Source organism: Methylorubrum rhodinum (genome assembly GCF_014199935.1).
Classification (GTDB): domain Bacteria; phylum Pseudomonadota; class Alphaproteobacteria; order Rhizobiales; family Beijerinckiaceae; genus Methylobacterium; species Methylobacterium rhodinum.
The window spans coordinates 22079-46755 of the sequence record NZ_JACHOP010000019.1 but is presented as its reverse complement, the minus strand read 5'-3'; the positions used below and the strand labels follow the sequence as shown (position 1 = coordinate 46755).

Genomic DNA, 24677 nt, shown 5'->3' with positions numbered 1-24677 from the left:
GCCCATCAAGACGGGCCCTCGACAGGGACCCTCGCCTCGGGCCAAACGGTGCCATGACCGCGCCCGGCTCCCCGCCCCCGAGCCCCGATCTCGACGCCCTTTTCGCGGCGGCCGCCGCCGTGCGGGCGCGGGCGCATGCGCCCTATTCGGGGTTTTCGGTGGGGGCGGCGCTGAGTGACGAAGCGGGCCGCGTGCACGCCGGCTGCAACGTCGAGAACGCGGCCTACCCGGTCGGTACCTGCGCCGAGGCCGGGGCCATCGCGGCGATGATCGCGGGCGGCGGGCGGCGCATCCGGGCGATCCTGATCCTCGCCGACAGCCCCGCCCCGGTCACGCCCTGCGGCGCCTGCCGCCAGCGCATCCGCGAGTTCGCCGGGCCGGACACGCCGATCGTTTCGGCCGGGCCGAACGGCGTCCGCGCCCGCTTCACCCTGGAGGCGCTGCTGCCCGCCTCGTTCGGCCCCGAGCACCTGCCGGAGCACATCGTCGATGCCGAGTGAGGCCGAAGCCGTCGCCGCCTTGCGCGAAAACGGGTTCGCCGGCCCCATCGCCCTGGCGATCGTGACCGGGACCGGCCTCGGCGCCCTCGTCGAGGCGATCGAGGGGCGGATCAGCCTCGATTACTCCGAGATTCCCGGTTTCCCTCGGCCTGGGGTGTCCGGCCATGGCGGGCGGCTTCATCGCGGGACGCTCTCGGGGCGGCCGGTGCTGGTGCTGGAAGGGCGAGCGCACGCCTACGAACGGGGCGAGCCCGCCGCCATGCGGATGCCTCTCGCGGCGGTGGCGGCGCTCGGGGCGAAGCGCGTTCTCCTGACCAATGCCGCCGGCTCGCTGATGCCGAAGGCCGGTCCCGGCAGCCTCGTGGTCCTGACCGACCACATCAACCTCTCCGGGCTCAACCCGCTGATCGGCGAGGCGAGCGAGGCCCGGTTCGTGCCGATGACGAACGCCTACGCCCCCCGTCTGCGCGCAGCCTTGCGCGCCGCGGCCGAGATGGAAGGCCTCTTCCTGCACGAGGGCGTCTATGCGTGGTTCTCCGGCCCGAGCTTCGAGACGCCCGCGGAAGTCCGCATGGCGGGACGGCTCGGGGCCGACCTCGTCGGCATGTCCACCGTGCCGGAGACGATCCTGGCCCGCTTCCTCGGGCTCGAAGTCGCCGCGGTCTCGGCGGTGACGAACTTCGCCGCCGGGGTCTCGGGCGGCGATCCGCACCATGCCGAGACCAGGGCGGTCGCGGCCCGCGCCGGCTCCGACCTCGCCCGCCTCGCCGCCGCCTTCGCGGCGCGCCTCCCCGAAACGTGAGCTTGTTGCGATGACCGCAGCCGATCCCCTCTCGGACGTGGCCGCCCGCGCCCTGCCGCTCCTCGACCTGACCGACCTGAGCGAGGGCTGCACGGCGGAGGCGGTTCGCGGGCTCTGCGAGCGCGCGCAGCGGCACGCGGTGGCGGCGGTGTGCGTCTGGCCGCGTTTCGTCGCCCAGGCCGCGCAGGCGCTCGCGGGCAGCGGCGTGCGGATCGCCACCGTCGTCAATTTTCCCGAGGGCAGCGAGGACGTGGCCGGCACGGTGGCCGAGACCCGCGCGGCACTCGCGGACGGCGCCGACGAGATCGACCTCGTTCTGCCCTACCGCGCATTCCTGCGCGGCGATGCGGACGCGGCCCGGGCCATGGTCGCGAGCGTTCGCGAGGCCTGCGGCGAAAAACTGCTCAAGGTGATCCTGGAGACCGGGATGCTGCCCGATGCCGGGACGGTGGCGCGGGCGAGCCGGCTGGCCCTGGAGGCGGGCGCCGACTTCCTCAAGACCTCGACCGGCAAGACGCCGGTCTCGGCCACGCCCGAGGCGGCGGAGGCGATGCTGTTCACGATCCGCGACCGGGACGGCGCGCGGCCGGTCGGGCTGAAGGTGTCCGGCGGCCTGCGCCGCGTCGAGGATGCCGCGCGCTACCTCGCGCTCGCCGACCGGATCATGGGCCCGGTCTGGGCGAGCCCGGACACGTTCCGCATCGGCGCCAGCGCGCTCCTCGACGACCTTGCCCGCGCCGTGGAGGCTGCGGCGTGAGGCTTCCGCAGGAGATCATCCGCGACAAGCGCGACGGGCGGGCGCTCTCCGAGGCCGACATCGCCGACTTCATCCGCGGCCTCACCGCGGAGCGCGTCACCGAGGGGCAGGCGGCGGCCTTCGCCATGGCGGTTTTCTTTCGCGGCCTCTCGCTCGACGAGCGCGTGGCGCTCACCCGCGCCATGCGGGATTCCGGTACGGTACTGGCCTGGGACCTGCCCGGCCCGGTGCTCGACAAGCACTCCACCGGCGGCGTCGGCGATACGGTGAGCCTCGCGCTGGCCCCCATGGTCGCGGCCTGCGGCGGCTTCGTGCCGATGATCTCGGGGCGCGGCCTGGGACATACCGGCGGCACCCTCGACAAGCTCGCCGGCATCCCCGGCTACGACGTGGCGCCGGGGCTCGACCGCTTCCGCGCGGTGGTGCGGGAGGCGGGCTGCGCCATCATCGGCCAGACCGGCGACCTCGCGCCGGCCGACCGGCGCCTCTACGCCATCCGCGACGTCACCGGCACGGTCGAATCGCTGGACCTGATCACCGCCTCGATCCTCTCGAAGAAGCTGGCGGCGGGTCTCGGCGGCCTCGTCATGGACGTGAAGGCGGGCTCCGGCGCCTTCATGGCGCGGGACGAGGAGGCGCGGGGGCTGGCGCAGAGCATCGTCACGGTGGCCAACGCCGCCGGCCTGCCGACGCGTGCCCTCCTCACCGACATGGACGCCCCGCTGGCCTCCGCCGCCGGCAACGCGGTGGAAGTGGCCTATGCCGTCGATTACCTAACTGGCCGCGCCCGCGAGCCGCGCTTCCACGCGGTGACGATGGCGCTCTGCGCCGAGATGCTGCTGCTCGGCCGCCTCGCCGCCGACCGCGCGGAAGCCGAGGCACGGCTGCAAGCCGCCCTCGACACCGGGGCCGCCGCCGAGATTTTCGGCCGAATGGTCGGCGCGCTCGGCGGCCCGTCCGATTTCGTCGAGGCGTCGGAGCGGCATCTGCCGCGGGCGCCGGTGGTGCGGCCGGTCGCGGCGGAGAGAGCCGGCATCGTCGGGTCTGTGGACACCCGCGCGGTCGGCCTCGCGGTGATCGGTCTCGGCGGCGGGCGGACCCGATCGCAGGACGACATCGACCCGCGGGTCGGTTTCTCGGAATTGGCACGACCCGGCGACCGGCTCGGGGCCGGCGATCCGCTCGGGCTCGTCCACGCGGCGGACGAGACGGCGGCGGAGCGGGCGGCGGCGGCCCTGCGGGCGGCCTACCGGATCGGCGCGACGGTGCCGGTGGCGCGGGAGGCGATCATCGAGCGGGTGGGCTGATCGAGGCTCACGTCGCTCCCATCCATCCCCCTCATCCTGAGGTGCGGAGCGAAGCGGAGCCTCGAAGGAGGCTCCAGAAATCGCGCGGCTGGTTGGAGCCCTCCTTCGAGGCTGCTGCGCAGCACCTCAGGATCAGGGGATGGGTAGGACGAAGCCGAATGATCGGTTTTCGAAAAAGAAACCGCGCGCACGGTTCCCCATGCGCGCGGACCCTCGGAGCCGTGACTCAGTAGAAGTGGCGGCGATGGCCCCAGCCGTGGTGATGGCCCCAGTGGCGGTGGCGGTGGTGACCCCAGTGGTGGCGGCGGTGATGGCCCCAGCCGTGATGATGGTGGTGATGACGGCGCCAGCCGCCGTGGTGGCCCCAGTGATGGCGGCGATGGCCCCAGCCGCCGTGATGGTGCCACTGCACGGTCTCGACCGCGGTGTCGGTGGCGAGGGCGGCGGCGGGCGGGGCCGCGAGCGGGGCGGCCTGCGCGACTGGGGCGCCGATCAGCCCGCCGGCGAGCACGGCCAGGGCGGCGAGCGCGCGGCGGATACGCTTGGTCGAAACGATGTCCGACATCGGTGAACTCCTTTCGTCCGGCCGCCCGGTGGCGGCCTCGGATCGAGACGCTAGGAGCCTCGCCATGAACGGTGCCTGAGACGCATTCCTACAAACGGAAACACTTCTCAGGCGGATCAGAAGCGGATCGAAATCGTGTCAGGCGGTCGTCTTGCCCGGCCGGCGATAGACCCACACGCGGGCGGGCGGCAGGTTCAGCCAGACCCGGTTGGAGCGGCTGGCGGTGTAGCTGCCGGCCTCGCAGCGGGCCGGGATCGGCGGCACGACGGCATAGGTGAACTGCACGAAGGGCGCGCCCGGCTGCATCACGTCGTGGGCGTCCTGCAGCAGTTCCATCCGCTTCTCCAGCGGCTTGGTGAAGAGCGGCAGGCTGGAGATGGTCGCGGCGCAGGGCTCGGTGACGGTGCTGCCCAGCGTCTCGCGGATGCTGTAGGCGTCGCCGCGGATCACCGTGGTGCGGGGGAAGCGGCGGCGCAGCAGCGTGCAGAAATCCGGATTGAACTCGACGAGGATCAGCCGTTCCTGCTCGAAGCCGCGCCGGATCAGCGCCTCGGTCACCGGGCCGGTGCCCGGACCGAGCTCGATCACCGGGCCGGGGACCGACGGGTCGGCGTAGGAGGCCATGGTGCGGGCGAGCATCTTGCCCGAGGGGGTGACGGCGCCGGTGACGAGGGGCCGCTCGAACCACGAGCGCAGAAACCGGGCCTCGTCCTCCAGCGGATCGCGCCCCTCCCGCAGGCGGGTCGCGGCGACGGCTCGGGCGCTGGAACGGCGAAGCGGCGGCACGACCGATGATCCTCGGATCAGGAGTGGAAGGACGGGGTGGAACCGCACGCGGGCCGCGCGCGGTGGCGCAATCCCGGCCTGACACCAGGGCTGACGCGCGCGCTCGCCGAGCCGGCGAACGATCCGGCGGGGAGCGTTCTAGACGACGAAAACCCGCACCCCGTCAAGGTCGGCCGTCCCAGGGCGCAAGGGCGCCCGCCGGCCGCCCGACAGGGGCGACCGCGGGCATAACAGGCCGAACCTCACGTTTGATCCCGAGCCGCATTCCGATCACGTGCGGCCCGCGCCGCTCACGAAGAAGTCACGGACCTTGGAGAAGAAGCCCGCGCTCTCCGGGTGGTTCTCGTCGGAGGCCGACTGGTCGAACTCCTGCAGCAGCTCGCGCTGGCGCTTGGTGAGGTTCTGCGGCGTCTCGACCGAGACCTGGATGTAGAGGTCGCCGATCTCGCGCGAGCGCAGCACCGGCATGCCCTTCCCCTTGATGCGGAACTGCTTGGCCGTCTGCGTACCAGCCGGGATGCGCACCTGGGTCTGCGATCCGTCGATCACCGGCACGGTGATTTCGCCCGACAGCGCGGCCGTGACCATCGAGATCGGCACGCGGCAGAACAGGTCGGCTCCGTCGCGCTGGAAGAACGGGTGCGGCTTGATCGAGAGGAAGACGTAGAGGTCGCCCGCCGGTCCGCCGCGCAGGCCGCTCTCGCCCTCGCCGGCCAGCCGGATGCGCAGGCCGTCGTCGACGCCCGCCGGCACGTTGATCGAGAGCGTCCGCTCGCGGTTGACCCGGCCGGCGCCGGAACAGGCGGTGCAGGGATCGTCCACCACCTCGCCGCGGCCGTGGCAGTTCGGGCAGGTGCGCTCGATGGCGAAGAACCCCTGCGCCGCCCGCACCCGGCCGTAGCCGCCGCAGGTCGGGCAGGTGCGCGGCTTCGAGCCGGCCTTGGCGCCCGTGCCGGAGCAGACCTCGCAGGCGACGGAGGTCGGGATGCGGAGCGTCTCGGTCTTGCCGGCGAACGCCTCCTCCAGGCTGATCTCGAGGTTGTAGCGGAGATCCGCGCCGCGCTCGCGCCCCGGCTGGCCGCGCCCGCGTTGACCGGCCCCGCCGCCCGGCTGGCCGCGTCCGTCGCCGAAAAAATTCTCGAAGATGTCCGACATGAAGTCGCCGAACTCGTTGCCGAATCCGGGGCCGCCCTGACCGCCCTGGCTGAACGCGGCGTGGCCGAAGCGGTCGTAGGCCGCGCGCTTCTGGCCGTCGGAGAGGCACTGATAGGCCTCGTTGACTTCCTTGAACTTGATCTCGGCTTCCTTGTCGCCGGGATTGCGGTCCGGGTGGTGGACCATGGCGAGCTTGCGGAAGGCGACCTTGAGTTCGCTCTCCGTGGCGGTCTTGGCGACGCCCAAAACCTCGTAGTAATCCCGCTTGGACATACCCAGCCTTCAAACCTCGTCCGCGTCTCTTCGGACGCAGCGGCCGATTCGCGATTTCGCTCGGACGAATCGTCTCTAGCGCATCATCATCGGCTTCGTATCCGGGAAGATGCACGCGGGCCTTGCTCGCACGTGCTCTTTTTCTCGTGAGCCGCCGCTCGTCCCTCTCCCCTCTGCGGGAGAGGGTGGGCCTCGCGTCAGCGAGGATCGGGTGGGGGGAGCGACGGTGCCGGAGGAAGCGCGCGTCATCCGACGCATCGACCTCTCCTGAACCGTCGCTCCCCTCTCCCGCCTCGCATCGGCGAGGCACCCTCCCCCGCAGAGGGGGGAGGGTTCCGGAGCCGTCGATCAGGCGCGCTTCTTCTGGTCCTTGTCGTCGACCTCCTGGAAGTCGGCGTCGATGACGTCGTCCTTCTTCTCGGCCGACGCGGAGGCGCCCTCACCCGGCGCGCCCTCGTTCTGCGAGGCGGCGTACATCGCCTCGCCGAGCTTCATCGAGGCCTGCATCAGGTCGTTGGTCTTGGCCTTGATGCCCTCGGCATCCTCGCCCTCCAGCGCGGTGCGGAGCGCGGTGATCGCGGACTCGATGGCGCCCTTGTCGGCGGCCGAGACCTTGTCGCCGTACTCCGACACCGACTTCTCGGTGGCGTGGATCAGGCTCTCGCCCTGGTTCTTCACCTCGACGAGTTCGCGGCGCTTCTTGTCGGCCTCGGCGTTGGCCTCGGCGTCCTTGACCATCTTCTCGATGTCCGCGTCCGAGAGGCCGCCGGAGGCCTGGATGCGGATCTGGTGCTCCTTGTTGGTCGCCTTGTCCTTGGCCGTGACGTTCACGATGCCGTTGGCGTCGATGTCGAAGGTCACCTCGATCTGCGGCATGCCGCGCGGGGCCGGCGGGATGCCCATCAGGTCGAACTGGCCGAGCAGCTTGTTGTCGGCCGCCATCTCGCGCTCACCCTGGAAGACCCGGATGGTGACCGCGTTCTGGTTGTCCTCGGCCGTCGAGAAGACCTGGGACTTCTTCGTCGGGATCGTGGTGTTGCGGTCGATGAGCCGCGTGAACACGCCGCCGAGCGTCTCGATGCCGAGCGAGAGCGGGGTGACGTCCAGCAGCAGCACGTCCTTCACGTCGCCCTGGAGAACGCCGGCCTGAACCGCGGCGCCGATGGCGACGACCTCGTCCGGGTTGACGCCCTTGTGGGGCTCCTTGCCGAAGAACGCCTTCACGACCTCCTGCACCTTGGGCATGCGGGTCTGGCCGCCGACGAGCACGACCTCGTCGATCTCGGAGGCCGAGACGCCGGCATCCTTGAGCGCCTTGCGGCACGGCTCGATCGTCCGCTGGACGAGGTCGTCGACCAGCGACTCGAACTTCGCCCGGCTGAGCTTCAGCGCGAGGTGCTTCGGGCCCGAGGCGTCGGCGGTGATGTAGGGCAGGTTGATCTCGGTCTGCGTGGCCGAGGACAGCTCGATCTTGGCCTTCTCGGCGGCCTCCTTGAGGCGCTGGAGGGCGAGCTTATCCTTGGTCAGGTCGATGCCCTGCTCCTTCTTGAACTCGGCGGTCAGGTACTCGACCACGCGGTTGTCGAAGTCCTCGCCGCCGAGGAAGGTGTCGCCGTTGGTGGATTTCACCTCGAACACGCCGTCGCCGATCTCGAGGATCGACACGTCGAAGGTGCCGCCGCCGAGGTCGTAGACCGCGATGGTGCCAGCCTTCTTCTTGTCGAGGCCGTAGGCAAGCGCGGCGGCCGTCGGCTCGTTGATGATGCGCAGCACTTCGAGGCCGGCGATCTTGCCAGCATCCTTGGTGGCCTGACGCTGGGCGTCGTTGAAGTAGGCCGGGACCGTGATGACGGCCTGCGTCACCGGCTGGCCGAGATGCGACTCGGCGGTCTCCTTCATCTTCTGAAGGGTGAAGGCGGAGATCTGCGAGGGCGAGTACTTCTTGCCGTCGGCCTCGACCCAGGCGTCACCGTTGTCGCCCTTGGCGATCTTGTAGGGGACGAGCCCCTTGTCCTTCTGCGTCAGCGGATCGTCGTAGGTGCGGCCGATCAGACGCTTGATCGCGAAGAACGTGCGCTCCGGATTGGTCACGGCCTGCCGCTTGGCCGGCTGGCCGACGAGGCGCTCCCCGTCGTCGGTGAAGGCGACGATGGACGGGGTGGTGCGGGCGCCTTCCGCATTCTCGATGACCCTCGGCTGCGTGCCTTCCATGACGGCCACGCAGGAATTGGTGGTTCCGAGGTCGATACCGATCACTTTACCCATGGTGGGATCCCTCTGTTCGCTGTTTCAAGCAGACCGCCGAGCCCCGAAGCAGCTCGACCCATGGCGGTACAAAACTTCCAGGCTTGAGAACGGGATGGATCCGAAGCGCGTCGTCTGGGCAGACGGTGCTTCCAAGGCCTCGTCCCGTGTCCCGCCGCATATAAGAAGACGGCTACGCCGCCGCAAGAACGGGCGAGGACGCGCGAACCACACCCCACAATCCCGTGTTCCGCAGGACTTTTTGCCGAAACGACACGCGGAAGGCCGCCCTTCCCCGTTGCCAGGCTGCCACGCCCGCGCCACGGGTGGCGTGCTAGAGAGCATGAAGATTCCCTCAACGACCGGCCCCGAGCCAGGATGGCGAAAGCCTGATGCGACTGCCCGTCTCGTTAAGTTCCGCCGCACGGCCCGCCCGCTTTCGGCGCATGGCAGCAGTAGGCCTCGTCTGCCTCGTGGCGCTCAGCCCCGCCGGAGCCCAGGCACAGAACTTCTTCGAGGAGCTGTTCGGGATCGGCAAGGCGGCCAAGCCCCCCGCCCCGCCCCGCAACGTGCCGGCCGAGCCGTCGCCCGCTCCCGGGCCGACGGCGCCGGGCGCCCCGGCCCTTCCCGGCGAGGGGGCCGAGACGCGGCCGAGCGCGCCCGCCGCGCCGCGCCAGCCGGTGGTGCTCAAGGTGCCGGCGGAGGACAACGTCGTCGGCCAGGATCTTCTGCTGAACGGCCTCAACGGTGCGCTCAAGATCGAGAAGGCGGGCGCGGGCTACACCGCGTCGATGACGCTGCCGGGCACCAAGGTCTCGCAGCCGACCGAAGCCTGCGCGGTCAAGCTCAACGCCGGCAAGCCGGTGGCGCTGACCGCCGAGGGGCGTTCGCAGGGCGTGTCGCGCTTCTCCATGAGCGCGCCGGAATGTCCGCTGAAGCTCGAAGTGCTCGACGGCAGCGTGCTGGCGACCCCGCTCGGCGACAAGGTCTGCACCTTCACCGCGCAGGACTGCGCCACGACGCCGGGCGGCCTGTGGGGGCCCGGCGCCGCGGCGCTGATCCCGCAGGCCGGCGAGTTCGACACCGCCCGCGGCGTCGCCGACAAGGCGGTGCGCGACAACTTCAAGATCATGACCCAGCGGGCCCGCGGTCAGGACGTTCGGCCGATCGTGCAGGAGCAGGCGGCCTTCTCCTCGGACCGCGAGCAGGCCTGCCGCACCTATGCCCGCGAGGGCGCGCACGGCTATTGCCACCTGCGCTACACCGAGGCGCGGGCGATCGCGCTCGCCGCCCGGCTCGGCGCGAACACCGCGAGCCCGACGGCATCGAACACCTCGGCACCCCGCCCGCGCCGGCCCAAGCCCGCGGTCGACGGCGTGAACCCGGACGCCGCGGGCGGCGGCGACCCGTTCTTCGAGCCGTAGGCGCCGGGTCGGCATCGTCGCGGGCCGGAACCGGCGGTTCGCGGCCCCTGTTCCGCCGAGGTCCACGGGAGCCTCGCGAGCGCGCCATGACCGACCAGAAGATCGAAGCCTATACCGACCCGGCCGGCGGCTGGGGCTCGGCGCGATCCCTCGTCGACATCCTGACGCGCGAACAAATTCCGGTCACCGGCGCGGCGATGCTGCTCAAGCAGAACAAGCCCGGCGGCTTCATGTGCGTATCCTGCGCGTGGTCGAAGCCGGCCAAGCCCGCGACCTTCGAGTATTGCGAGAACGGCGCCAAGGCCACCGCCTGGGAGCAGACCCGTAAGCGCATCGGCCCCGACTTCTTCGAGCGCCACACCCTCACCGAACTGCTGACGTGGTCGGACTATGCTCTCGAAGAGAAGGGCCGGATCACCCATCCCCTGCGCTACGACCCCCAGCGCGACCGCTACGTCCCGGTCGCCTGGGAGGAGGCCTTCGCCGAGATCGGCCGGGAGCTGAAGGGGTTCGATCCGAATTCGGTGGTGTTCTACGCCTCGGGCCGGGCCTCGCTGGAAACGAGCTACATGTACGCGCTGTTCGCGCGGATGTACGGCACCAACAACCTGCCCGACTCCTCCAACATGTGCCACGAATCGACATCGAAGGCGCTGCCGCAATCGATCGGCGTGCCGGTCGGGACGACGGTGCTGGAGGATTTCGAGGCGACCGACCTGATCCTGTTCTTCGGCCAGAACGTCGGCTCGAACGCGCCGCGGATGCTGCATCCGCTGCAGGACGCCCGCCGCCGGGGCGTGCCGATCATCACCTTCAACCCGCTGCGGGAGCGGGGCCTGGAGCGCTTCACCGACCCGCAATCGCCCGTCGAGATGCTGACGAAGTCCTCGACGCAGATCTCGACCCAGTACCATCAGGTCAAGGCGGGCGGCGACATCGCGGCGATCACCGGCATCTGCAAGGCGCTGTTCGCCGCCGATCGGACGGCGCAGGAAGAGGGCCGCCCGCGCGTCCTCGACGTCGACTTCATCGCCGAGCACACCCACGGCTTCGAAAAGTTCGAGAATTTCTGCGACCGGCACGACTGGCCGGCTTTGGAGGGCAAGTCCGGCCTCAAGCGCGAGGCGATGGAGGCGGCCGCCGCCGTCTACGCGCGGGCGCAAGCGGTAATCGGCATCTACGGCATGGGCCTGACCCAGCACCGCCGCGGCACCGAGACGGTGCAGATGCTGGTCAACCTGCTGCTGCTGCGCGGGCATATCGGCCGGCCGGGCGCCGGCATCTGCCCGGTGCGGGGGCACTCCAACGTGCAGGGCCAGCGCACCGTCGGGATCGCCGACGATCCCGAACTCGTGCCGCTCGACAAGTTGAAGGACCTCTACGGCTTCGAGCCGCCGCGGGAGAAGGGCCTCAACACGGTCGAGGCCTGCGAGGCGATCCTGGACGGCAAGGTGAAGGCCTTCATCGGCCTCGGCGGCAACTTCGTCCGAGCGGTGCCGGACACCCAGCGCATGGAGGAGGCGTGGCGCCATCAGCGCCTCACCGTGCAGATTTCGACCAAGCTCAACCGCTCGCACCTCGTCCGGGGCGAGATCGCCTACATCCTGCCCTGCCTCGGGCGAATCGAGGTGGACGAGCAGAAGAGCGGCCCGCAGGCGGTGTCGATGGAGGATTCGAGCTCCTGCTTCCACGGCTCCAAGGGTGTGGCGAGCCCGATCAGCGACCATGTCCGCTCCGAGCCGTGGATCGTGGCCGAACTCGCCAAGGCGACGCTGGCGCCGAACCCGAAGCTCGATTGGGACGCCTGGGTCGGCGATTACGCCAAGGTCCGCGACGCCATCGAGGCGACCTACCCCGAGACATTCAAGAACTTCAACGCGCGCCTGTTCGAGCCCGGCGGCCAGCACAAGCCGATCGCCGCCCGCGAGCGCAAGTGGGAGACCGACACCGGCAAGGCCAACTTCGTAGTTCCGCCGGACGGGCTGGAGGAGGACCCGGATATGCCGGCCCGCGGGCGCGAGGTGCTCGACCTCATCACGCTGCGCTCGAACGACCAGTTCAACACCACGGTCTACGGCTATCACGACCGCTTTCGCGGCGTGAAAGGCACCCGCGACATCCTCTTCATGAACGAGAACGACATCGCCCGCCTGGGGCTCGCCGACGGCGAGACGGTAGACGTGGCCACCGACGCGTCAGACGGGTTCGACCGTGTTGTCAGAGGCCTGAGGATCGTCCGCTACGACATCCCCGAGGGCAATTGCGGCGGCTACTATCCGGAGCTGAACGTGCTGATCCCGCTCTGGCACCACGACGTGCAGGCCAAGGTGCCGGCCGCGAAGGCGATTCCGGTGCGGGTCACCAGGACGGCCGCGCCGGCCTGAGACCTGCCGGGTGGAAAAGGGCGGTCTACCGCTGACCGTCCGGCTTCGCCGCGTCGGGGGGAGCGGCCTGTCTTGAGACAGCGTCCTTGACGCCCGCGATTGTCGGGATGGCCTTCTCGCCGAGCAGGGCCAGGGCGAGGATGCCGCCGATGATGATGGGTGCGAGGATGGCCGTCAGCAGGGCGATGGCGGCTTGACGCCAGAGCGCCCCTGCCGACTTCACCTGCTCCAGGGTGGCCTTCAGCCCAAGCTCCTGAGCCTTGGTCGCGCTGGCCACCTCGCGCAGCACGCCGCTCTGCAGGGCTTCCTGCCGTGCCGCCTCGATCTCGTCCTGCATGTAGTCGCGGGCGGCGTAATCGAAGAAGCTCTGGGCGCGCAGCCGCAACTGCTCGAAGCTGTGGGGCGTATGGTTCATGGTCCAGGCCGCGACCATTTCCTCGGTCGGCTCCCGGCCATCCTCCCGGGTCCGGTGGGCGAACCACTCCCGTCGATCGAAGGCGAATTGCGCGTAGGTGAGGAAGTTGCTGACGTCCGAGTGGTTCGGGTCGCCGGTGAGGTGCTGAAACACCTCGCGGTCGTTGGTCGGCATCAGCGCTTCGGCGCCGACGACTTGTCTTTGGACTGGAAAGCGCCCGTCGCCTCGCTGGCGCGCTTCCACGACGCCTCGACCCGCGCCGCGACATCCTTCGTTACCGTCGCCGGCGTGCCGCGCCCGGCTTTAGCCAGGGTGTATCGGCCCGAAACGGACGAGCGGGTTGCTGAGCTTGGCCCCTTGGGCGACATGCCGACGATCTCTGCCTGACGGTGGGATGCTGGCACCGTGATCGATGCGCTGCAAGACGGGATGCGATGCTGACGGGTTTAATTGCTCCGCTGGCTTCCAGACGATCGCACGCGATCTCCACCGACACTCCGGTCGCCACCGACTCCCCCGGATCGGCCTCGCTACAGCCAAACGCTGCCTTCACCACCCTATCCTGTGACACGTCATGCGCGGTGGCCGAGACCGGTCACATCACGCACTCCCCCGTTGCGGTGCCGAGACTCGACGCCGGCCCGCGCCGGTCCATATTCCGCCCCATGGATGGACCGGACGGAGCCCATGCGCGGCGGCAGGCGATCATCGATCGCCTGCTCAGCGACGCCCTTCGCCCGGCGGGCGGGGTCGTGCTGCCGAGCCACGACGCCCTGCCGGCCGACATCCGCATGACCGTCGACCGCCTGCTCGCCAAGGCGGATGCCGAGCGGCGCCGCTCGCTCACCTACGACGACCTCGAAGAGGCGCTGCCGCCGCGCGACGTGACCGCGGACGATCTCGAAGCGATCTTTTGGGTGCTGGCCGAGTACGGGATCGAGCTGGACGAGGGCGATTAGCCCTCGGCCCCCTGCAGCAGCCGCGCCGCCGCGGCGCGGGCCTCGTCGGTGATGGTGGCGCCGGCGAGCATCCGGGCGATTTCCTCCCGGCGCGCCTCCGCTGCGAGGCCGACCACGCGGGTGGTGACGCGCTCCTCGGCCTTGCCCTTCGCCTTGGCCGCCCCCTTCTCGCCCTTCACGCTGTCCTTGGCGATGCGGAAATGCGTGCCGGCCCGCGCCGCGACCTGGGGGGCGTGGGTCACCGCCACGACCTGAACCTGCGCGGCCAAGCGCCCGAGCCGCGCGCCGATGGCGTCGGCGACCGCGCCGCCGAGGCCGGTGTCGATCTCGTCGAAGATCAGCGTCGGGGCCGAGCCCTTGCCGGCGAGCACCACCTTGAGCGCCAGCATGAAGCGCGACAGCTCGCCGCCGGAGGCGACCTTCATCATCGGGCCGGCGCGGGTGCCGGGATTGGTCTGCGCCCAGAACTCCACCCGTTCGGTGCCCGACGCATCGCGGGAGGCCTCGTCGACGCTGATCTGGGTGATGAAGCGGGCGCCCTCCAGCTTCAGCGGCGGCAGTTCGGCCTGCACCGCGGCGTCGAGCGCCTTGGCGGCGCGGCGGCGCCCATCGCCGAGTTTCTTGGCCGCCGCCGCGTAGGCCGCTTCCGCCGCCGCCTGCTCGGCTTCCAGACCCGAAAGGGCCTTCTCGCCCGCGTCGAGGGCGGCCACATCCGCATCGTAGCGGCTGCGCAGGTCGGCGAGGTCGTCCGCCGGCACCGAATACTTTCGCGAGGCGGCGCGCAGGGCGAACAGGCGCTCCTCCACCCGCTCCAGTTCGCGCGGATCGAACTCGGCGGCGAGCACCGCCGCGTCCAGCGACGTGCGGGCCTCGTCCAGGGCGGTCAGCGCTGCGTCGAGGGCGAGGATGCTCGGCTCGACCAGGCTCGGGACCGTGGCGGCGCGGCGCTCCAGCCGGCGCAGGGCGGAGGAGAGGTGCGGCACCATCGAGCCCGAGCCGCCGACGAGGTCGAGCGCCTCGTTCAGCTCGCGGGCGACCTTCTCGCCCTGCTGCATCAGCGTACGGCGCTCGGCCAGGCTCGCTTCCTCGCCTCCCTGCGGATCGAGGGCGCCGAGTTCGTCCACCGCGTGGCGGAGGAAGTCGGCCTCCTTCTGCGCCGCCTCGACGCGGGCGCGCTGCTCGGACAAGGCCGTGCGGGCGGCGCGCACGCGCTTGGCCGCGGAGGCCACCGCGGCGAGCGGACCCTGGAGGCCGCCGAAGGCGTCGAGGATGGCGCGGTGGGTGGTCGGGTCGGCGAGCGCCCGGTCGTCGTGCTGGCCGTGGATTTCCACGAGGGCGGTGCCGATCGCCCGCATGGTCTGCACGCCGACCGGCTGGTCGTTGACGAAGGCGCGGGTGCGCCCGTCGGCGAACTGGGTGCGGCGCAGGATCAGGTCGCCGTCGGTGTCGATCTCGGCCGCCGCCGCGACGGCCCGTGCGGGATGGTCGGCGGGCAGGTCGAACACCGCCGTGACGCCGCCCTGCGGCTCGCCGTGGCGCACGAGCCCGCCGTCGCCGCGCCCGCCGAGGGCCAGCGCGAAGGCGTCGAGCAGGATCGACTTGCCCGCACCGGTCTCCCCGGTGAGCACGGTGAGCCCCCCGGAGAAGGCGAGGTCGAGCTTGTCGATCAGAACGATGTCGCGGATCGCGAGCTGGACGAGCATGCCGCGCCGGAAATTCCTGTCGTGAACGGACGGCGTCTCTTACGGCGGCGCGCGCCGGACTTCACGCGAAAAAAGAAGGGCGCGGCCGATGCCGCGCCCCTCGTCCGTCCGATCCCTGCGCGCGGCCTCAATCGGCCGAGGCGGTCTTCTGGCCGGTGACGGCGCGGAACGCGCGGCTGAGCCAGGAGGACTTCTCCTCGCGGGGCTCCAGGCCGCCGGTCTGCAGGAGCGCGTAGGCGTCCTTGTACCAGGGGCTGTCGGGGAAGTTGTGGCCGAGCACGGCCGCGGCGTTCTGCGCCTCGCCGGTGATGCCGAGCGCCATGTAGGCCTCGACGAGACGCTCCAGCGCCTCCTCGGTGTGGCGGGTGGTCTGGTACTTCGAGATCACGTCGCGAAACCGGTTGATCGCCGCCGGGAAGGAGCGCTTCTCGAGGTAGAAGCGGCCGACCTCCATCTCCTTGGCCGCGAGCTGGTCGCGGGTGATCTGGATCTTCGCCTTGGCGTCGTTGGCGTACTCGGAGGTCGGGTACTTCTGGACGAGTTCCTGCAGGGCGACGAGGGCGCGCTCGGAGCGCTCCTGATCGCGGGTCACGTCCGGGATCTGCTTATATTGCGACATCGCCATCAGGTACTGGGCGTAGGCCGCATCCTTGCTGGCGGGATGGCGTTGGAGATAGCGCTTCGAGGCGGTGATCGCGTCGTCGTACTTCGCGCCCTCGTAGTTCGAGTAGGCGGTCATCAGCAGAGCTCTGCGCGACCAGTCGGAGTAGGAATACTGCTTGTCGAGCTGGTCGAAGGACTTCGAGGCGCCCTCGTAATCCTTGTCCTCCATCTTCGCGAGGCCGTCGCTGTAGAGCTTGTCGGCCGGCGTGTCGGCGACCACCTCGGGCTTGTACTTCTCGGCGAACAGGTTCGACGGGTCGAGGGCGTCGCAGCCGCCGAGGCCGACCCCGAGGCTGAGGAGGACGGCCGCCATCGCGCCACGGGTCGGAAGGGTCAGAGGCATCGCGGTCAAATCCCTGTCAGGCACGGGCCACTCGAAAGAGCGGCACGCGTCCTACGCGCAGGCTCTAGCGTTGAGGTCCGATTCTGGCGCGAAAGCGGCAGGTTCCGACGAGATGTTAAGGAATCCCGTGCGGCGCGCCGGAGCGGCGGACCTGTGTCTTGTCGGTTACAGTTCGGCGGCGAAGGCGGCGAGCCCCAGGGCCGCGCCGTACTCGGCCCGCGCGGGCTCGCGGCGGGCGCCTTGGCCCTCGACGATGGCGTAGTTCGCGCGGTCGGCGAACAGGGCCTGGAGGATGCCGACATTCATGCGGTGGCCGCCGCAATAGGAGCGGTAGGCGCCCTGGATCGGCAGGCCGGCCAGCGCGAGGTCGCCGACGGCGTCGAGGATCTTGTGGCGGACGAACTCGTCCGGAAAGCGCAGGCCTTCCGGGTTGACGACCGCGGTCTCGCCGACGGCAACCGTGTTGTCGAGGGAGGCGCCCAGCGCGAAGCCGGCCTTCCAGTAGCGCTCCACGTCCTTCATCATGCCGAAGGTGCGGGCGCCCGCGATCTCGCGGCGATAGGCGGCCGGCGTCAGGTCCATCGCCTTGCGCGAGCGGCCGATCACCGGGGATTCGAAATCGATCTCCACGTCGAGGCGGAAGCCGCGGTCGATCGGGCGGAGCTCGGCGAAGGCGCGGCCGGACTCGATGCGGACCGGCTGGAGCACCTTGATCCAGCGGCGCGGGGCGCTGCAGGTCGTGAGGCCGACGCCGTCGATGGCCTGGACGAAGAGGCGGGCACTGCCGTCGAGGATCGGCATCTCGGGCCCGTCGATCTCGACGAGGACGTTGTCGACGCCCAATCCGTAGAGGGCGGACATCAGGTGCTCGATGGTGGCGACGGCACCGGTCTCGTTGTCGCCGACGACGGTGCAGAGCTCGGTGGCGGAAACGCAGGCGTAGTGGGCCTTGATGAGCCGGTCGTTGCCGGTCGGCGTTCCGGTGCGGAGGAAACTGACACCGTGATTGGCGGGGGCTGGGTGGAGAATGATCTCCGCCGGGTTCCCGGAGTGGACGCCGATGCCGGTGAGGGTCACGGACGCTTTGATCGTTGTTTGTTGGTTCGTCCGCATACCTTAGCCCTCGGCCAGGATCCTTCGCGCGCGCCCTTCGGGAAGCACGATGCGTGAAGTCCGTCCGCTGCTTGAAGCCTCTGCGAGCGCTCCGGCTGTGACCGCCGTTCGCGCCTTTCGTCGTTCCGAGGGTGTGTATAGCTGCGGCGCACACACCGGCCAAATCACGGATTCTTACGATCTGTTACAGCCACGGTTTCGCCACGATCTTTGAAAAGCCTTTTATCATCCGTGTGTTAACAAGCAGCTAAACCCGGAACCTTACGGTCCCGGGTCTGTGGCCGAAATATCCCAGTGACGGCTGACGCGCAGCGTCAGCCCATCACGGCAACGCTTCTCAGTTCGCCTGCCGGCGGAGGAAGGCCGGGATCTCGAGCTGGTCGTCCTCCATCATCCGCGGCGGCAGGGCGCGACCCTGCGGGTCGAGATGGCCGGCGGCGGGGCGATATTGCGGCGCCTGGGGGGCCGGCGCGCGCACCGCGTGCTCGACGCGGGGCGCCGGGATCGACGGGGCCGGAGCGGCGGCGCGGGGGGCCGGCGGCAGCGGGGCGGCCTCGGCCTCCTCGCGGCGCCCGCCGAAGCCGACGGTGGCGAGACGGCGCAGCAGGGTCATCCGCTTGGAGTCCGGAGCGGGCTCGGACACCGGCTCGTCGCCGCGGCTCTTGAGGATCTGCGCCTGGGTGTGGGGCGGCAGGTCCGAGATCTGCGGCATGCGCGGCGGACGGGCCAGCTGCGGGCGCGGCGGCACGTAGGGGCCGGCGCCGAGCGGGGCGGCGTCCTGTACGGGGGCGGCCGGAACCGGCGGCTCGTAGGCCGGGGCGGCGACGCGGGCGGGGGCCTGGGTCAACATCACGTCGTGGTGATGCAAGACCGGGGCCGGCTCGGGACGAAAGGTGTCGCCGCGAAAGGTTTCGGCCCGCACCGGCTCGGCGGCGACGGCCTCCGGCATCGCCGGACGCGAGGCGGGTGCGGCCTCGGCGGCCCGTACCGGCTCGGGGGCCGGGCGCTGGGCGTGGAGCGGGGCGGCGGTGGGGCTCGCGGGCGAGAGCGCGGCGGAAGCGCGGGCGCGGGCCTCGGCGCGCAGGCGCTCGGCCACCTCGGCGATGCGCTGCTCGGTCTGGGCGATCTCCGGGTTGTTCGGCGAATCGGCCGAGATCAGCGCCGGCTCGATGCCGGTGGCGACCACCGACACGCGGATGATGCCGTCGAGGCTCTCGTCGAAAGTGGCACCGAGGATGATGTTGGCGTCCTGATCGACCTCCTCGCGGATGCGGGTGGCGGCCTCGTCGAGTTCGTAGAGGGTCAGGTCCGAGCCGCCGGTGATCGAGATCAAGAGGCCGCGGGCGCCCTTCATCGACACCTCGTCGAGGAGCGGGTTGGCGATGGCGGCTTCCGCGGCGCGGTTGGCGCGGTTCTCGCCGGAGGCCTCGCCGGTGCCCATCATCGCCTTGCCCATGCCGCGCATGATCGCGCGCACGTCGGCGAAGTCGAGGTTGATCAGGCCTTCCTTGACCATGAGGTCGGTGATGCAGGCCACGCCCGAGTAGAGCACCTGATCGGCCATCGCGAAGGCGTCGGCGAAGGTGGTCTTCTCGTTGGCGACGCGGAACAGGTTCTGGTTCGGGATGACGATGAGCGTGTCGACCGCGGCCTGAAGCTCCTGGATGCCGGCCTCCGCCGTGCGCATCCGGCGCATGCCCTCGAACTGGAAGGGCTTGGTCACGACGCCGACCGTGAGGATGCCCATGTCGCGCGCCGCACGGGCGATGACCGGGGCCGCACCCGTGCCGGTGCCGCCGCCCATGCCGGCGGTGATGAAGCACATATGCGCGCCCGAGAGCTGGTCGCGGATCTCGTCGATCACCTCTTCGGCCGCCGCCGAGCCGACCTCGGGGTGCGAGCCCGCGCCGAGGCCCTGCGTGACGCCGATGCCCATCTGGATCACCCGCTCGGCCTTCGAGGAGGTGAGTGCCTGGGCGTCGGTGTTGGCCACGACGAACTCGCAGCCGAGGAGCCCCGACTCGATCATGTTGTTGACGGCGTTGCCGCCCGCGCCGCCGACGCCGAAGACGGTGATGCGGGGCTTGAGCTCGCGGATATCGGGAGCCTGAAGAGAGATGGCCATGGTGGTCGTGCCCTTCGTGACTGCTTGAAAGATTGTCTGATCGACGCCCTGAGGACGCCTGCCCTGTTCTTTTCCCCGCCCTTCACCTCTCGGCTGGGCGGGTCGTTCTTCAGAAGCTCTCGCGGATCCAGCGACCGACCCGTGAAAAGTATCCGTCCGTTCCCGTGCCGGCGAAGGCGCCCTGCCCCCGCGGCTCGAAATGCTCCGCATGCGCGACCTGCGGGTAGACCAGCATCCCGACCGAGGCCGAGAAGGCGGGGCCCTTGGCGGCTTCCGGCAGACCGCGGATGCCGAGCGGGCGCCCGATGCGGACCTGTCCCTGGAGGATGCGCCGGGCCGTCTCCGGCAGGCCGACGAGCTGGCTCGCCCCGCCCGTCAGGATCACCCGGCGGCCGGCCTGGGCGCCGAAGCCGGCGTTGCGCAGGCGGTCGCGCACCAGTTCGAGCACTTCCTCGACCCGCGGCTTGACGATGCGCACGAGTTGCGAGCGCGGCACGTGGGAGGGCGCCTCGCCCTCGTCCTCGCCGACGCCGTGGACCGCGATCATGTCGCGCTCGTCGGACGGCGTGGCGATGGCCGAGCCGTAGAGGGTCTTCAGCCGCTCGGCGACCGAGACGCGGGTCGAGAGGCCGCGGGCGATGTCCATGGTGACGTGGTGCCCGCCGACCGCGACCGCGTCGCAATGGACGAGGTGGCCGCCGGTGAACACGCCGACGCTGGTGGTGCCGCCGCCCATGTCGACGACGACGCAGCCGAGTTCGGCCTCGTCGTCGACGAGCGCCGAGAGGCCGGCGGCGTAGGGGGTGGCGATCACGGCATCGACACCGAGATGGCAATGCTCGACCGCGAGCATCAGGTTGCGGGCGGCGGCCGCCTCCGCGGTGACGACGTGGAGATCGACGCCGAGCGAATCGCCGATCATGCCGGACGGGTCGATCACCGCGCCCTGGCCGTCCAGCGCGTAGCCGGTCGGCAGGGCGTGGAGCACGGCACGTCCGGGGCTGACGCCGTGGGCGCTCGCGGTCTCCAGCACGCGCTCGACATCGGCGCCGGTGACGGTGCCGGAGCGGACGTTCACCCGCGCCTCGAAATGCTGCGAGGCGAGGCGCCCGCCGGAGATGTTGACGATGACCGACTGGACCTCGGCCTTGGCCATCCGCTCGGCGGCATGCACCGCGTGACGGATCGCGCCCTCGGCGGCCTCCAGATCGACGATGGCGCCGCCCTTCAGCCCGAGGGAGCGCTGATGGCCGATGCCGATGATGCGGGCGAGGTGGGTGCGGCCCCGCAGGGTCGAGACCGCCTCGGCCGGCTGCAATTCGGCGATGAGGCACACGACCTTGCTGGTGCCGATGTCGAGCACCGACAGGGTCGCGCTCCGGCGGGCGGAGAGCGGCTTCAGGCGCGGCGTGAGGCAGTGGGGGGTCTGCATCGGACGCTACTCGGCGAGAACACGGCGGGGAACGAGGCGGAGGGTGGTCGGGCGGGCGCTCATGTCGGCGTCGCCTTCTTCGGCTTCTTGCGGCTCTCGGCACGGGCGGCGGCGGCCTCCTCGGTGAGGCGCACCACGACGCGGTCGGCCATGCGCAGGTCGACGGCGATGATGTCCTTGTCGAGGATGCGGTTCTCGCGCTCGATCCGTACCAGCCGGGTCAGCGCCTCGGCCGCGCCGGTCTCGGGCAGGCGGATGTCGACGCCGTCGAGCTTGAGCGTCCAGCGCCGGCCGGAGACGAAGGTGCCGGCCTTGATGCGCGACCCGAGCGGCCCGGCGGCCTCGATCAGCCCGAGATATTCGGTGAGGCGGGCGTTGGCCCCCTCCCCCACGACGAGGGGCAGGTTGACGTAGCGCTCGTCGCGCATCTCGTCGATCACGGTGCCGTCGGCGGCGATCACCTGGATCTCGCCGTTGCGCTGCCAGAGGGCGGCGGGCTCGCGCTCGACCTGGTTGATCACGATCTCGTTGGGATAGAGCTTGCGCACCGACACGCTGGCGATGAGCGGCTCGGCGAGCAGGCGCTCGCGCGCCCGGTCGAGGTCGAGGAAGGGCACCGAGGAGCGCCAGTCGATCCCGGCGGCGGAGAGCACCTCGCGCTCGTACATCCGCGAGATGCCGGAGATCGTCACCCGCTCGACGCCGAAGCCGGCGATGCGGGCCATGATGTCGAGGGGCCGCCCGTTCTCGGCGACGAAGGCGTCGTAGCGCCCGCTCGCCACGAAGCCGGCCAGTGCCAGGACACCGGAGAGACCGGAGACCAAAGCGATGCCGGCGAGCCGCGGCACGCGCTGCTCGATCGGCGCGGCCACGCGCAGGCGGCGGGCGGAAAACCGCCGCAGGAACCGGGGCAGCCGCAGCCGGAACCCCGCGGGGGCTCCGCCGCTTCCGAGGCCGGAAGCGTTCAGCGGCTGAGAGAAGCGTCCTCCACCATCCATCGGACGAGTTCACCGAAACTCAGGCCTGCGTGGGCCGCGATCTCCGGCACAAGGCTCGTCTGGGTCATGCCGGGCTGCGTGTTGACCTCCAGCACGACGAGGGCGCCGGTTCCCCCCGGCGTGTCGTCGTAACGAAGGTCGGCACGGCTGACGCCACGGCATCCCAGTGCTTGATGCGCCGTTAACGCCAACTCTTGGACACGCTGGTAAACATTTGGTTTAAGATCGGCGGGAAGGACGTGGATCGACCCGCCTCCGGCGTACTTCGCGTCGAAGTCGTACCACTCCCCCGAGACCGGCTTGATCTCGGTGACGCCGAGCGCCCGGTCGCCGATCACGGCGCAGGTCAGTTCGCGGCCGGCAACGTAAGTCTCCGCAAGGACTTCCTCGCCGTAGGTCCACGCGTCGGAAGCCAGGATCTGGGGCGGATGCGAGCGCCCGTCGCGCACGATGATGACCCCCATGGAGGAGCCCTCGGCGATGGGCTTCACGACATACGGAGGGGTTAACGGGTGTGACTTCGCCGCATCATGACGGTTAACGACGCGGCCCTCCGGCACCGAGACTCCGGCCGCCCGCATGACCGTTTTGGCACGCTCCTTGTGCATGGCGAGCGCCGAGGCCAGCACGCCGGAATGAGTGTAGGGAATCTTGAGGATTTCGAGCAGGCCCTGGATCGTCCCGTCCTCGCCCGCCGGCCCGTGAAGCGCGTTGAGCGCCACGTCGGGCGCAAGCGCGGTCAGCACGGCGGCGATGTCGGGCCCGACATCGACGGGCGTGACCCGGAACCCCTCCCCTTCCAGCGCCCGGGCGCAGGCATTGCCGGAGCGCAGCGAGATCTCCCGCTCGGAGGACCAGCCGCCCATCAGGACGGCGACGTGCTTGGACATGGGATGGCTCCGGAAGTCGGCCGAAAAAATTAGGCGTCGACGTACTCAGCCCGGCTGGTCGGCTCGGGCACGGGCTCGCCGTCGGCGCGCAGTCCGTCGATGTGGAAGCGGATGGCCTCGCGAATCTCGCTCTCGACGGCCTCGGGGGTCGGCGCAGTGGCGATGCAGCCCGGCAGATCGGGCACGTAGGCCGAAAAATTGTCTCCGGCCCGCTCGATGACGACGGCGTAGCGCATCAGTCCTGTCCCTTCAGGCCCGCCTGCTTGAGGATGCTCCCCCGCGTTCCGGGCGCGATTTCGTCCGATGGGGCGCCCGCTACAGTGACGCGGCCGGGCTTCGTCGGATGCTTGTACTGCCGATGAGAGCCGCGTGTCGCGACGAGGCTCCATCCGTCAGCCTCGATCAGGCGGATGATCTCACGGACCTTCACCGCCGCTCACACCTCGGACCGGTCGACGCCGATCCGCTTGATCTCCCAATGCAGCTCGACTCCGGACGACTCGCGCACCCGGCGGCGGACTTCCTCGCCGAGGCCCTCGATGTCGGCGGCTGTCGCCCCGCCGCGGTTGATAAGGAAGTTGCAGTGCATCTCCGAGACCTGGGCCCCGCCCAGTGTCAGCCCGCGGCAGCCGGCGGCGTCGATGAGCTGCCAGGCCTTGCCGCCCTCCGGGTTCTTGAAGGTCGAGCCGCCGGTGCGCTCGCGAATCGGCTGAGCCGCCTCGCGGGCCGCCGTGACCCGATCCATTTCGGCTTCGATTTCTTGTCGATCACCCGGACGGCCACGGAAGGTCGCGCTCGTAAAAATAACGTCGCCGGGGGCCGAGGAATGGCGATAGCGGAATCCCATCTCGGCGTGGGTGAAGGTCCGGGCTTCCCCCTTGCGGTCGATGCCGCGGGCCTGCGTCAGCACGTCGGTGGTCTCGCCGCCATGCGCCCCGGCGTTCATGCGGAGCGCTCCGCCGACCGAGCCGGGGATGCCGCGGAAGAAGGCGAGCCCGTCGAGGGACGCCTCGGCGGAAGTCTTGGCGAGGCGCATGTCGGGCACCGCGGTGCCGGCGCGGATCGTCTCGCCGTCGATCGCGACCGAGCCGAACGCTTTGCCCCCGAGCCGGATCGTCACGCCGGGAATGCCACCGTCGCGCACGATCAGGTTCGAGCCCAGCCCGATCACGGTCACCGGCACGGCCGGATCGAGGGCGGCGAGGAACTGCGAAAGATCCTCCTCGTCGGCCGGGCTGAACAGCACCTCGGCGGGCCCGCCGACGCGAAACCACGTGAGGTCGGACAGCGACTGGTTCTCGAGAAGCCGGCCGCGGAGGTTGGGTGCAGCGGCGCGGATGGCGTCGGTGAGGTTCGAAGAGGCAGTCATCCAGAGTCTCCCCCTCTCCCCGCACGCGGGGAGAGGGCTTCGGCGACCTCGTCGTCGCCGAAGCGAGGCGGCAGCCGGGGGTGAGGGGGCGGCAACGAATGAGGCTCGGGCGGACAAGCCCCCTCACCTTCGCTACCGCTCGTCGCGCCGACGACGAGGTCGTCGCGACCCTCTCCCCGCACGCGGGGAGAGGGGGGAAGCGCGGCCAGGATCGTGTCGAGCACGCCGATCGTGTTCGTCATGGCCTCCGCGTTCCAGAAGCGCAACACGCGGTAGCCTTGTGATGCGAGCCACGTGTCTCGAATGGTGTCACGGGGATTGTCGGCGTGCTGGCTTCCGTCGATTTCAATGATCAGCTTCGCCTCGCGACAGCAGAAATCGGCCACATAAGAGCCGACACTCTCCTGCCGCACGAACTTGAAGCCAGCGAGGCGACGATCCCGAAGACGAAACCACAAGCGGCGTTCGGC

Annotated in this window: 24 protein-coding genes; 7 read left to right on the top strand and 17 right to left on the bottom strand. The window is 70.3% G+C overall.

What is annotated here, in order from left to right:
• The first annotated feature begins 53 nt into the window (after positions 1–53).
• Genes HNR00_RS18535 through deoA form a run of 4 tightly spaced genes read left to right on the top strand, consistent with a single transcriptional unit; the run spans position 54 to position 3366 of the window.
• On the top strand, positions 54–500 hold the full coding sequence (locus HNR00_RS18535; RefSeq protein WP_183571851.1) for a cytidine deaminase: 447 nt from the start codon (positions 54–56) through the stop codon (positions 498–500).
• Complete coding sequence (locus HNR00_RS18530; protein WP_183571850.1) at positions 490–1302, top strand: purine-nucleoside phosphorylase; 813 nt, start codon at positions 490–492, stop codon at positions 1300–1302. The genes HNR00_RS18535 and HNR00_RS18530 overlap by 11 nt, the downstream gene beginning before the upstream one ends.
• A 10-nt stretch (positions 1303–1312) precedes the next feature.
• A complete protein-coding gene (gene deoC, locus HNR00_RS18525) occupies positions 1313–2059 on the top strand; it encodes a deoxyribose-phosphate aldolase (protein WP_183571849.1) in 747 nt (248 codons plus the stop codon).
• Positions 2056–3366, top strand: coding sequence for a thymidine phosphorylase (gene deoA / locus HNR00_RS18520; RefSeq protein ID WP_183571848.1), 1311 nt, complete (start codon positions 2056–2058; stop codon positions 3364–3366). The genes deoC and deoA overlap by 4 nt, the downstream gene beginning before the upstream one ends.
• Before the next feature lie 226 nt (positions 3367–3592).
• On the opposite strand, the gene HNR00_RS18515 is transcribed toward deoA, so the two are convergent.
• The 4 genes from HNR00_RS18515 to dnaK form a co-directional block, all read right to left on the bottom strand.
• A complete protein-coding gene (locus HNR00_RS18515) occupies positions 3593–3931 on the bottom strand; it encodes a hypothetical protein (protein WP_183571847.1) in 339 nt (112 codons plus the stop codon).
• Positions 3932–4069: 138 nt separating this feature from the next.
• Complete coding sequence (locus tag HNR00_RS18510; RefSeq protein ID WP_183571846.1) at positions 4070–4717, bottom strand: class I SAM-dependent methyltransferase; 648 nt, start codon at positions 4715–4717, stop codon at positions 4070–4072.
• Between the two features lie 270 nt (positions 4718–4987).
• Entirely contained in the window at positions 4988–6145 is a 1158-nt protein-coding gene (dnaJ, locus tag HNR00_RS18505; RefSeq protein WP_183571845.1) for a molecular chaperone DnaJ, read from the bottom strand.
• 348 nt (positions 6146–6493) lie between these two features.
• Positions 6494–8410: a molecular chaperone DnaK gene (dnaK, locus tag HNR00_RS18500; protein WP_183571844.1), complete on the bottom strand. Its 1917-nt coding sequence runs from the start codon at positions 8408–8410 to the stop codon at positions 6494–6496.
• A 371-nt stretch (positions 8411–8781) separates the two neighbouring features.
• On the opposite strand from dnaK, the gene HNR00_RS18495 reads away from it, so the two are divergent.
• Both HNR00_RS18495 and HNR00_RS18490 read left to right on the top strand, forming a co-directional pair.
• The gene (locus HNR00_RS18495; protein ID WP_183571843.1) at positions 8782–9813 is read left to right on the top strand and encodes a hypothetical protein; all 1032 of its coding nucleotides are present in this window, start codon (positions 8782–8784) and stop codon (positions 9811–9813) included.
• 86 nt (positions 9814–9899) lie between these two features.
• Positions 9900–12197: an FdhF/YdeP family oxidoreductase gene (locus HNR00_RS18490; RefSeq protein ID WP_183571842.1), complete on the top strand. Its 2298-nt coding sequence runs from the start codon at positions 9900–9902 to the stop codon at positions 12195–12197.
• Positions 12198–12222: 25 nt separating this feature from the next.
• Here the strand turns inward: HNR00_RS18490 and HNR00_RS18485 are convergent, their stop codons facing one another.
• Entirely contained in the window at positions 12223–12786 is a 564-nt protein-coding gene (locus HNR00_RS18485; RefSeq protein WP_183571841.1) for a hypothetical protein, read from the bottom strand.
• Positions 12786–12980 (bottom strand): hypothetical protein, encoded by a 195-nt coding sequence (locus tag HNR00_RS18480; RefSeq protein ID WP_183571840.1) that lies wholly within the window; start codon positions 12978–12980, stop codon positions 12786–12788. The genes HNR00_RS18485 and HNR00_RS18480 overlap by 1 nt, the downstream gene beginning before the upstream one ends.
• A 297-nt stretch (positions 12981–13277) precedes the next feature.
• Between HNR00_RS18480 and HNR00_RS18475 the strand changes: the two genes are divergently transcribed.
• The gene (locus HNR00_RS18475; protein ID WP_056244240.1) at positions 13278–13571 is read left to right on the top strand and encodes an RNA polymerase sigma factor region1.1 domain-containing protein; all 294 of its coding nucleotides are present in this window, start codon (positions 13278–13280) and stop codon (positions 13569–13571) included.
• Here HNR00_RS18475 and recN read toward each other — a convergent pair.
• The 11 genes from recN to HNR00_RS18420 form a co-directional block, all read right to left on the bottom strand.
• A complete protein-coding gene (recN, locus tag HNR00_RS18470; protein ID WP_183571839.1) occupies positions 13568–15274 on the bottom strand; it encodes a DNA repair protein RecN in 1707 nt (568 codons plus the stop codon). The genes HNR00_RS18475 and recN overlap by 4 nt on opposite strands.
• Positions 15275–15401: 127 nt before the next feature.
• Positions 15402–16280: an outer membrane protein assembly factor BamD gene (locus HNR00_RS18465; RefSeq protein ID WP_183571838.1), complete on the bottom strand. Its 879-nt coding sequence runs from the start codon at positions 16278–16280 to the stop codon at positions 15402–15404.
• Between the two features lie 165 nt (positions 16281–16445).
• Positions 16446–17393, bottom strand: a complete 948-nt coding sequence (gene lpxC / locus HNR00_RS18460; protein WP_183571837.1) for a UDP-3-O-acyl-N-acetylglucosamine deacetylase — start codon at positions 17391–17393, stop codon at positions 16446–16448.
• Positions 17394–17730: 337 nt separating this feature from the next.
• Positions 17731–19518, bottom strand: coding sequence for a cell division protein FtsZ (gene ftsZ, locus HNR00_RS18455; RefSeq protein ID WP_183571836.1), 1788 nt, complete (start codon positions 19516–19518; stop codon positions 17731–17733).
• 109 nt (positions 19519–19627) lie between these two features.
• Positions 19628–20950 (bottom strand): cell division protein FtsA, encoded by a 1323-nt coding sequence (ftsA, locus tag HNR00_RS18450; RefSeq protein WP_183571835.1) that lies wholly within the window; start codon positions 20948–20950, stop codon positions 19628–19630.
• A gap of 59 nt (positions 20951–21009) precedes the next feature.
• Positions 21010–21948 carry a cell division protein FtsQ/DivIB gene (locus HNR00_RS18445; protein WP_183571834.1) on the bottom strand — a complete coding sequence of 313 codons (939 nt, stop codon included), beginning with the start codon at positions 21946–21948 and terminating at the stop codon, positions 21010–21012.
• Complete coding sequence (locus HNR00_RS18440) at positions 21915–22838, bottom strand: D-alanine--D-alanine ligase (protein ID WP_183571833.1); 924 nt, start codon at positions 22836–22838, stop codon at positions 21915–21917. The genes HNR00_RS18445 and HNR00_RS18440 overlap by 34 nt, the downstream gene beginning before the upstream one ends.
• 29 nt (positions 22839–22867) lie before the next feature.
• Positions 22868–23074 carry a type II toxin-antitoxin system HicB family antitoxin gene (locus tag HNR00_RS18435; protein WP_183571832.1) on the bottom strand — a complete coding sequence of 69 codons (207 nt, stop codon included), beginning with the start codon at positions 23072–23074 and terminating at the stop codon, positions 22868–22870.
• On the bottom strand, positions 23074–23268 hold the full coding sequence (locus tag HNR00_RS18430) for a type II toxin-antitoxin system HicA family toxin (protein ID WP_183571831.1): 195 nt from the start codon (positions 23266–23268) through the stop codon (positions 23074–23076). The genes HNR00_RS18435 and HNR00_RS18430 overlap by 1 nt, the downstream gene beginning before the upstream one ends.
• A 6-nt stretch (positions 23269–23274) precedes the next feature.
• Positions 23275–24207: a UDP-N-acetylmuramate dehydrogenase gene (gene murB / locus HNR00_RS18425; RefSeq protein WP_183571830.1), complete on the bottom strand. Its 933-nt coding sequence runs from the start codon at positions 24205–24207 to the stop codon at positions 23275–23277.
• Positions 24204–24665, bottom strand: coding sequence for an endonuclease domain-containing protein (locus HNR00_RS18420; protein ID WP_246390790.1), 462 nt, complete (start codon positions 24663–24665; stop codon positions 24204–24206). Before HNR00_RS18420 ends, murB begins: the two co-directional genes overlap by 4 nt.
• Positions 24666–24677 lie beyond the last annotated feature (12 nt).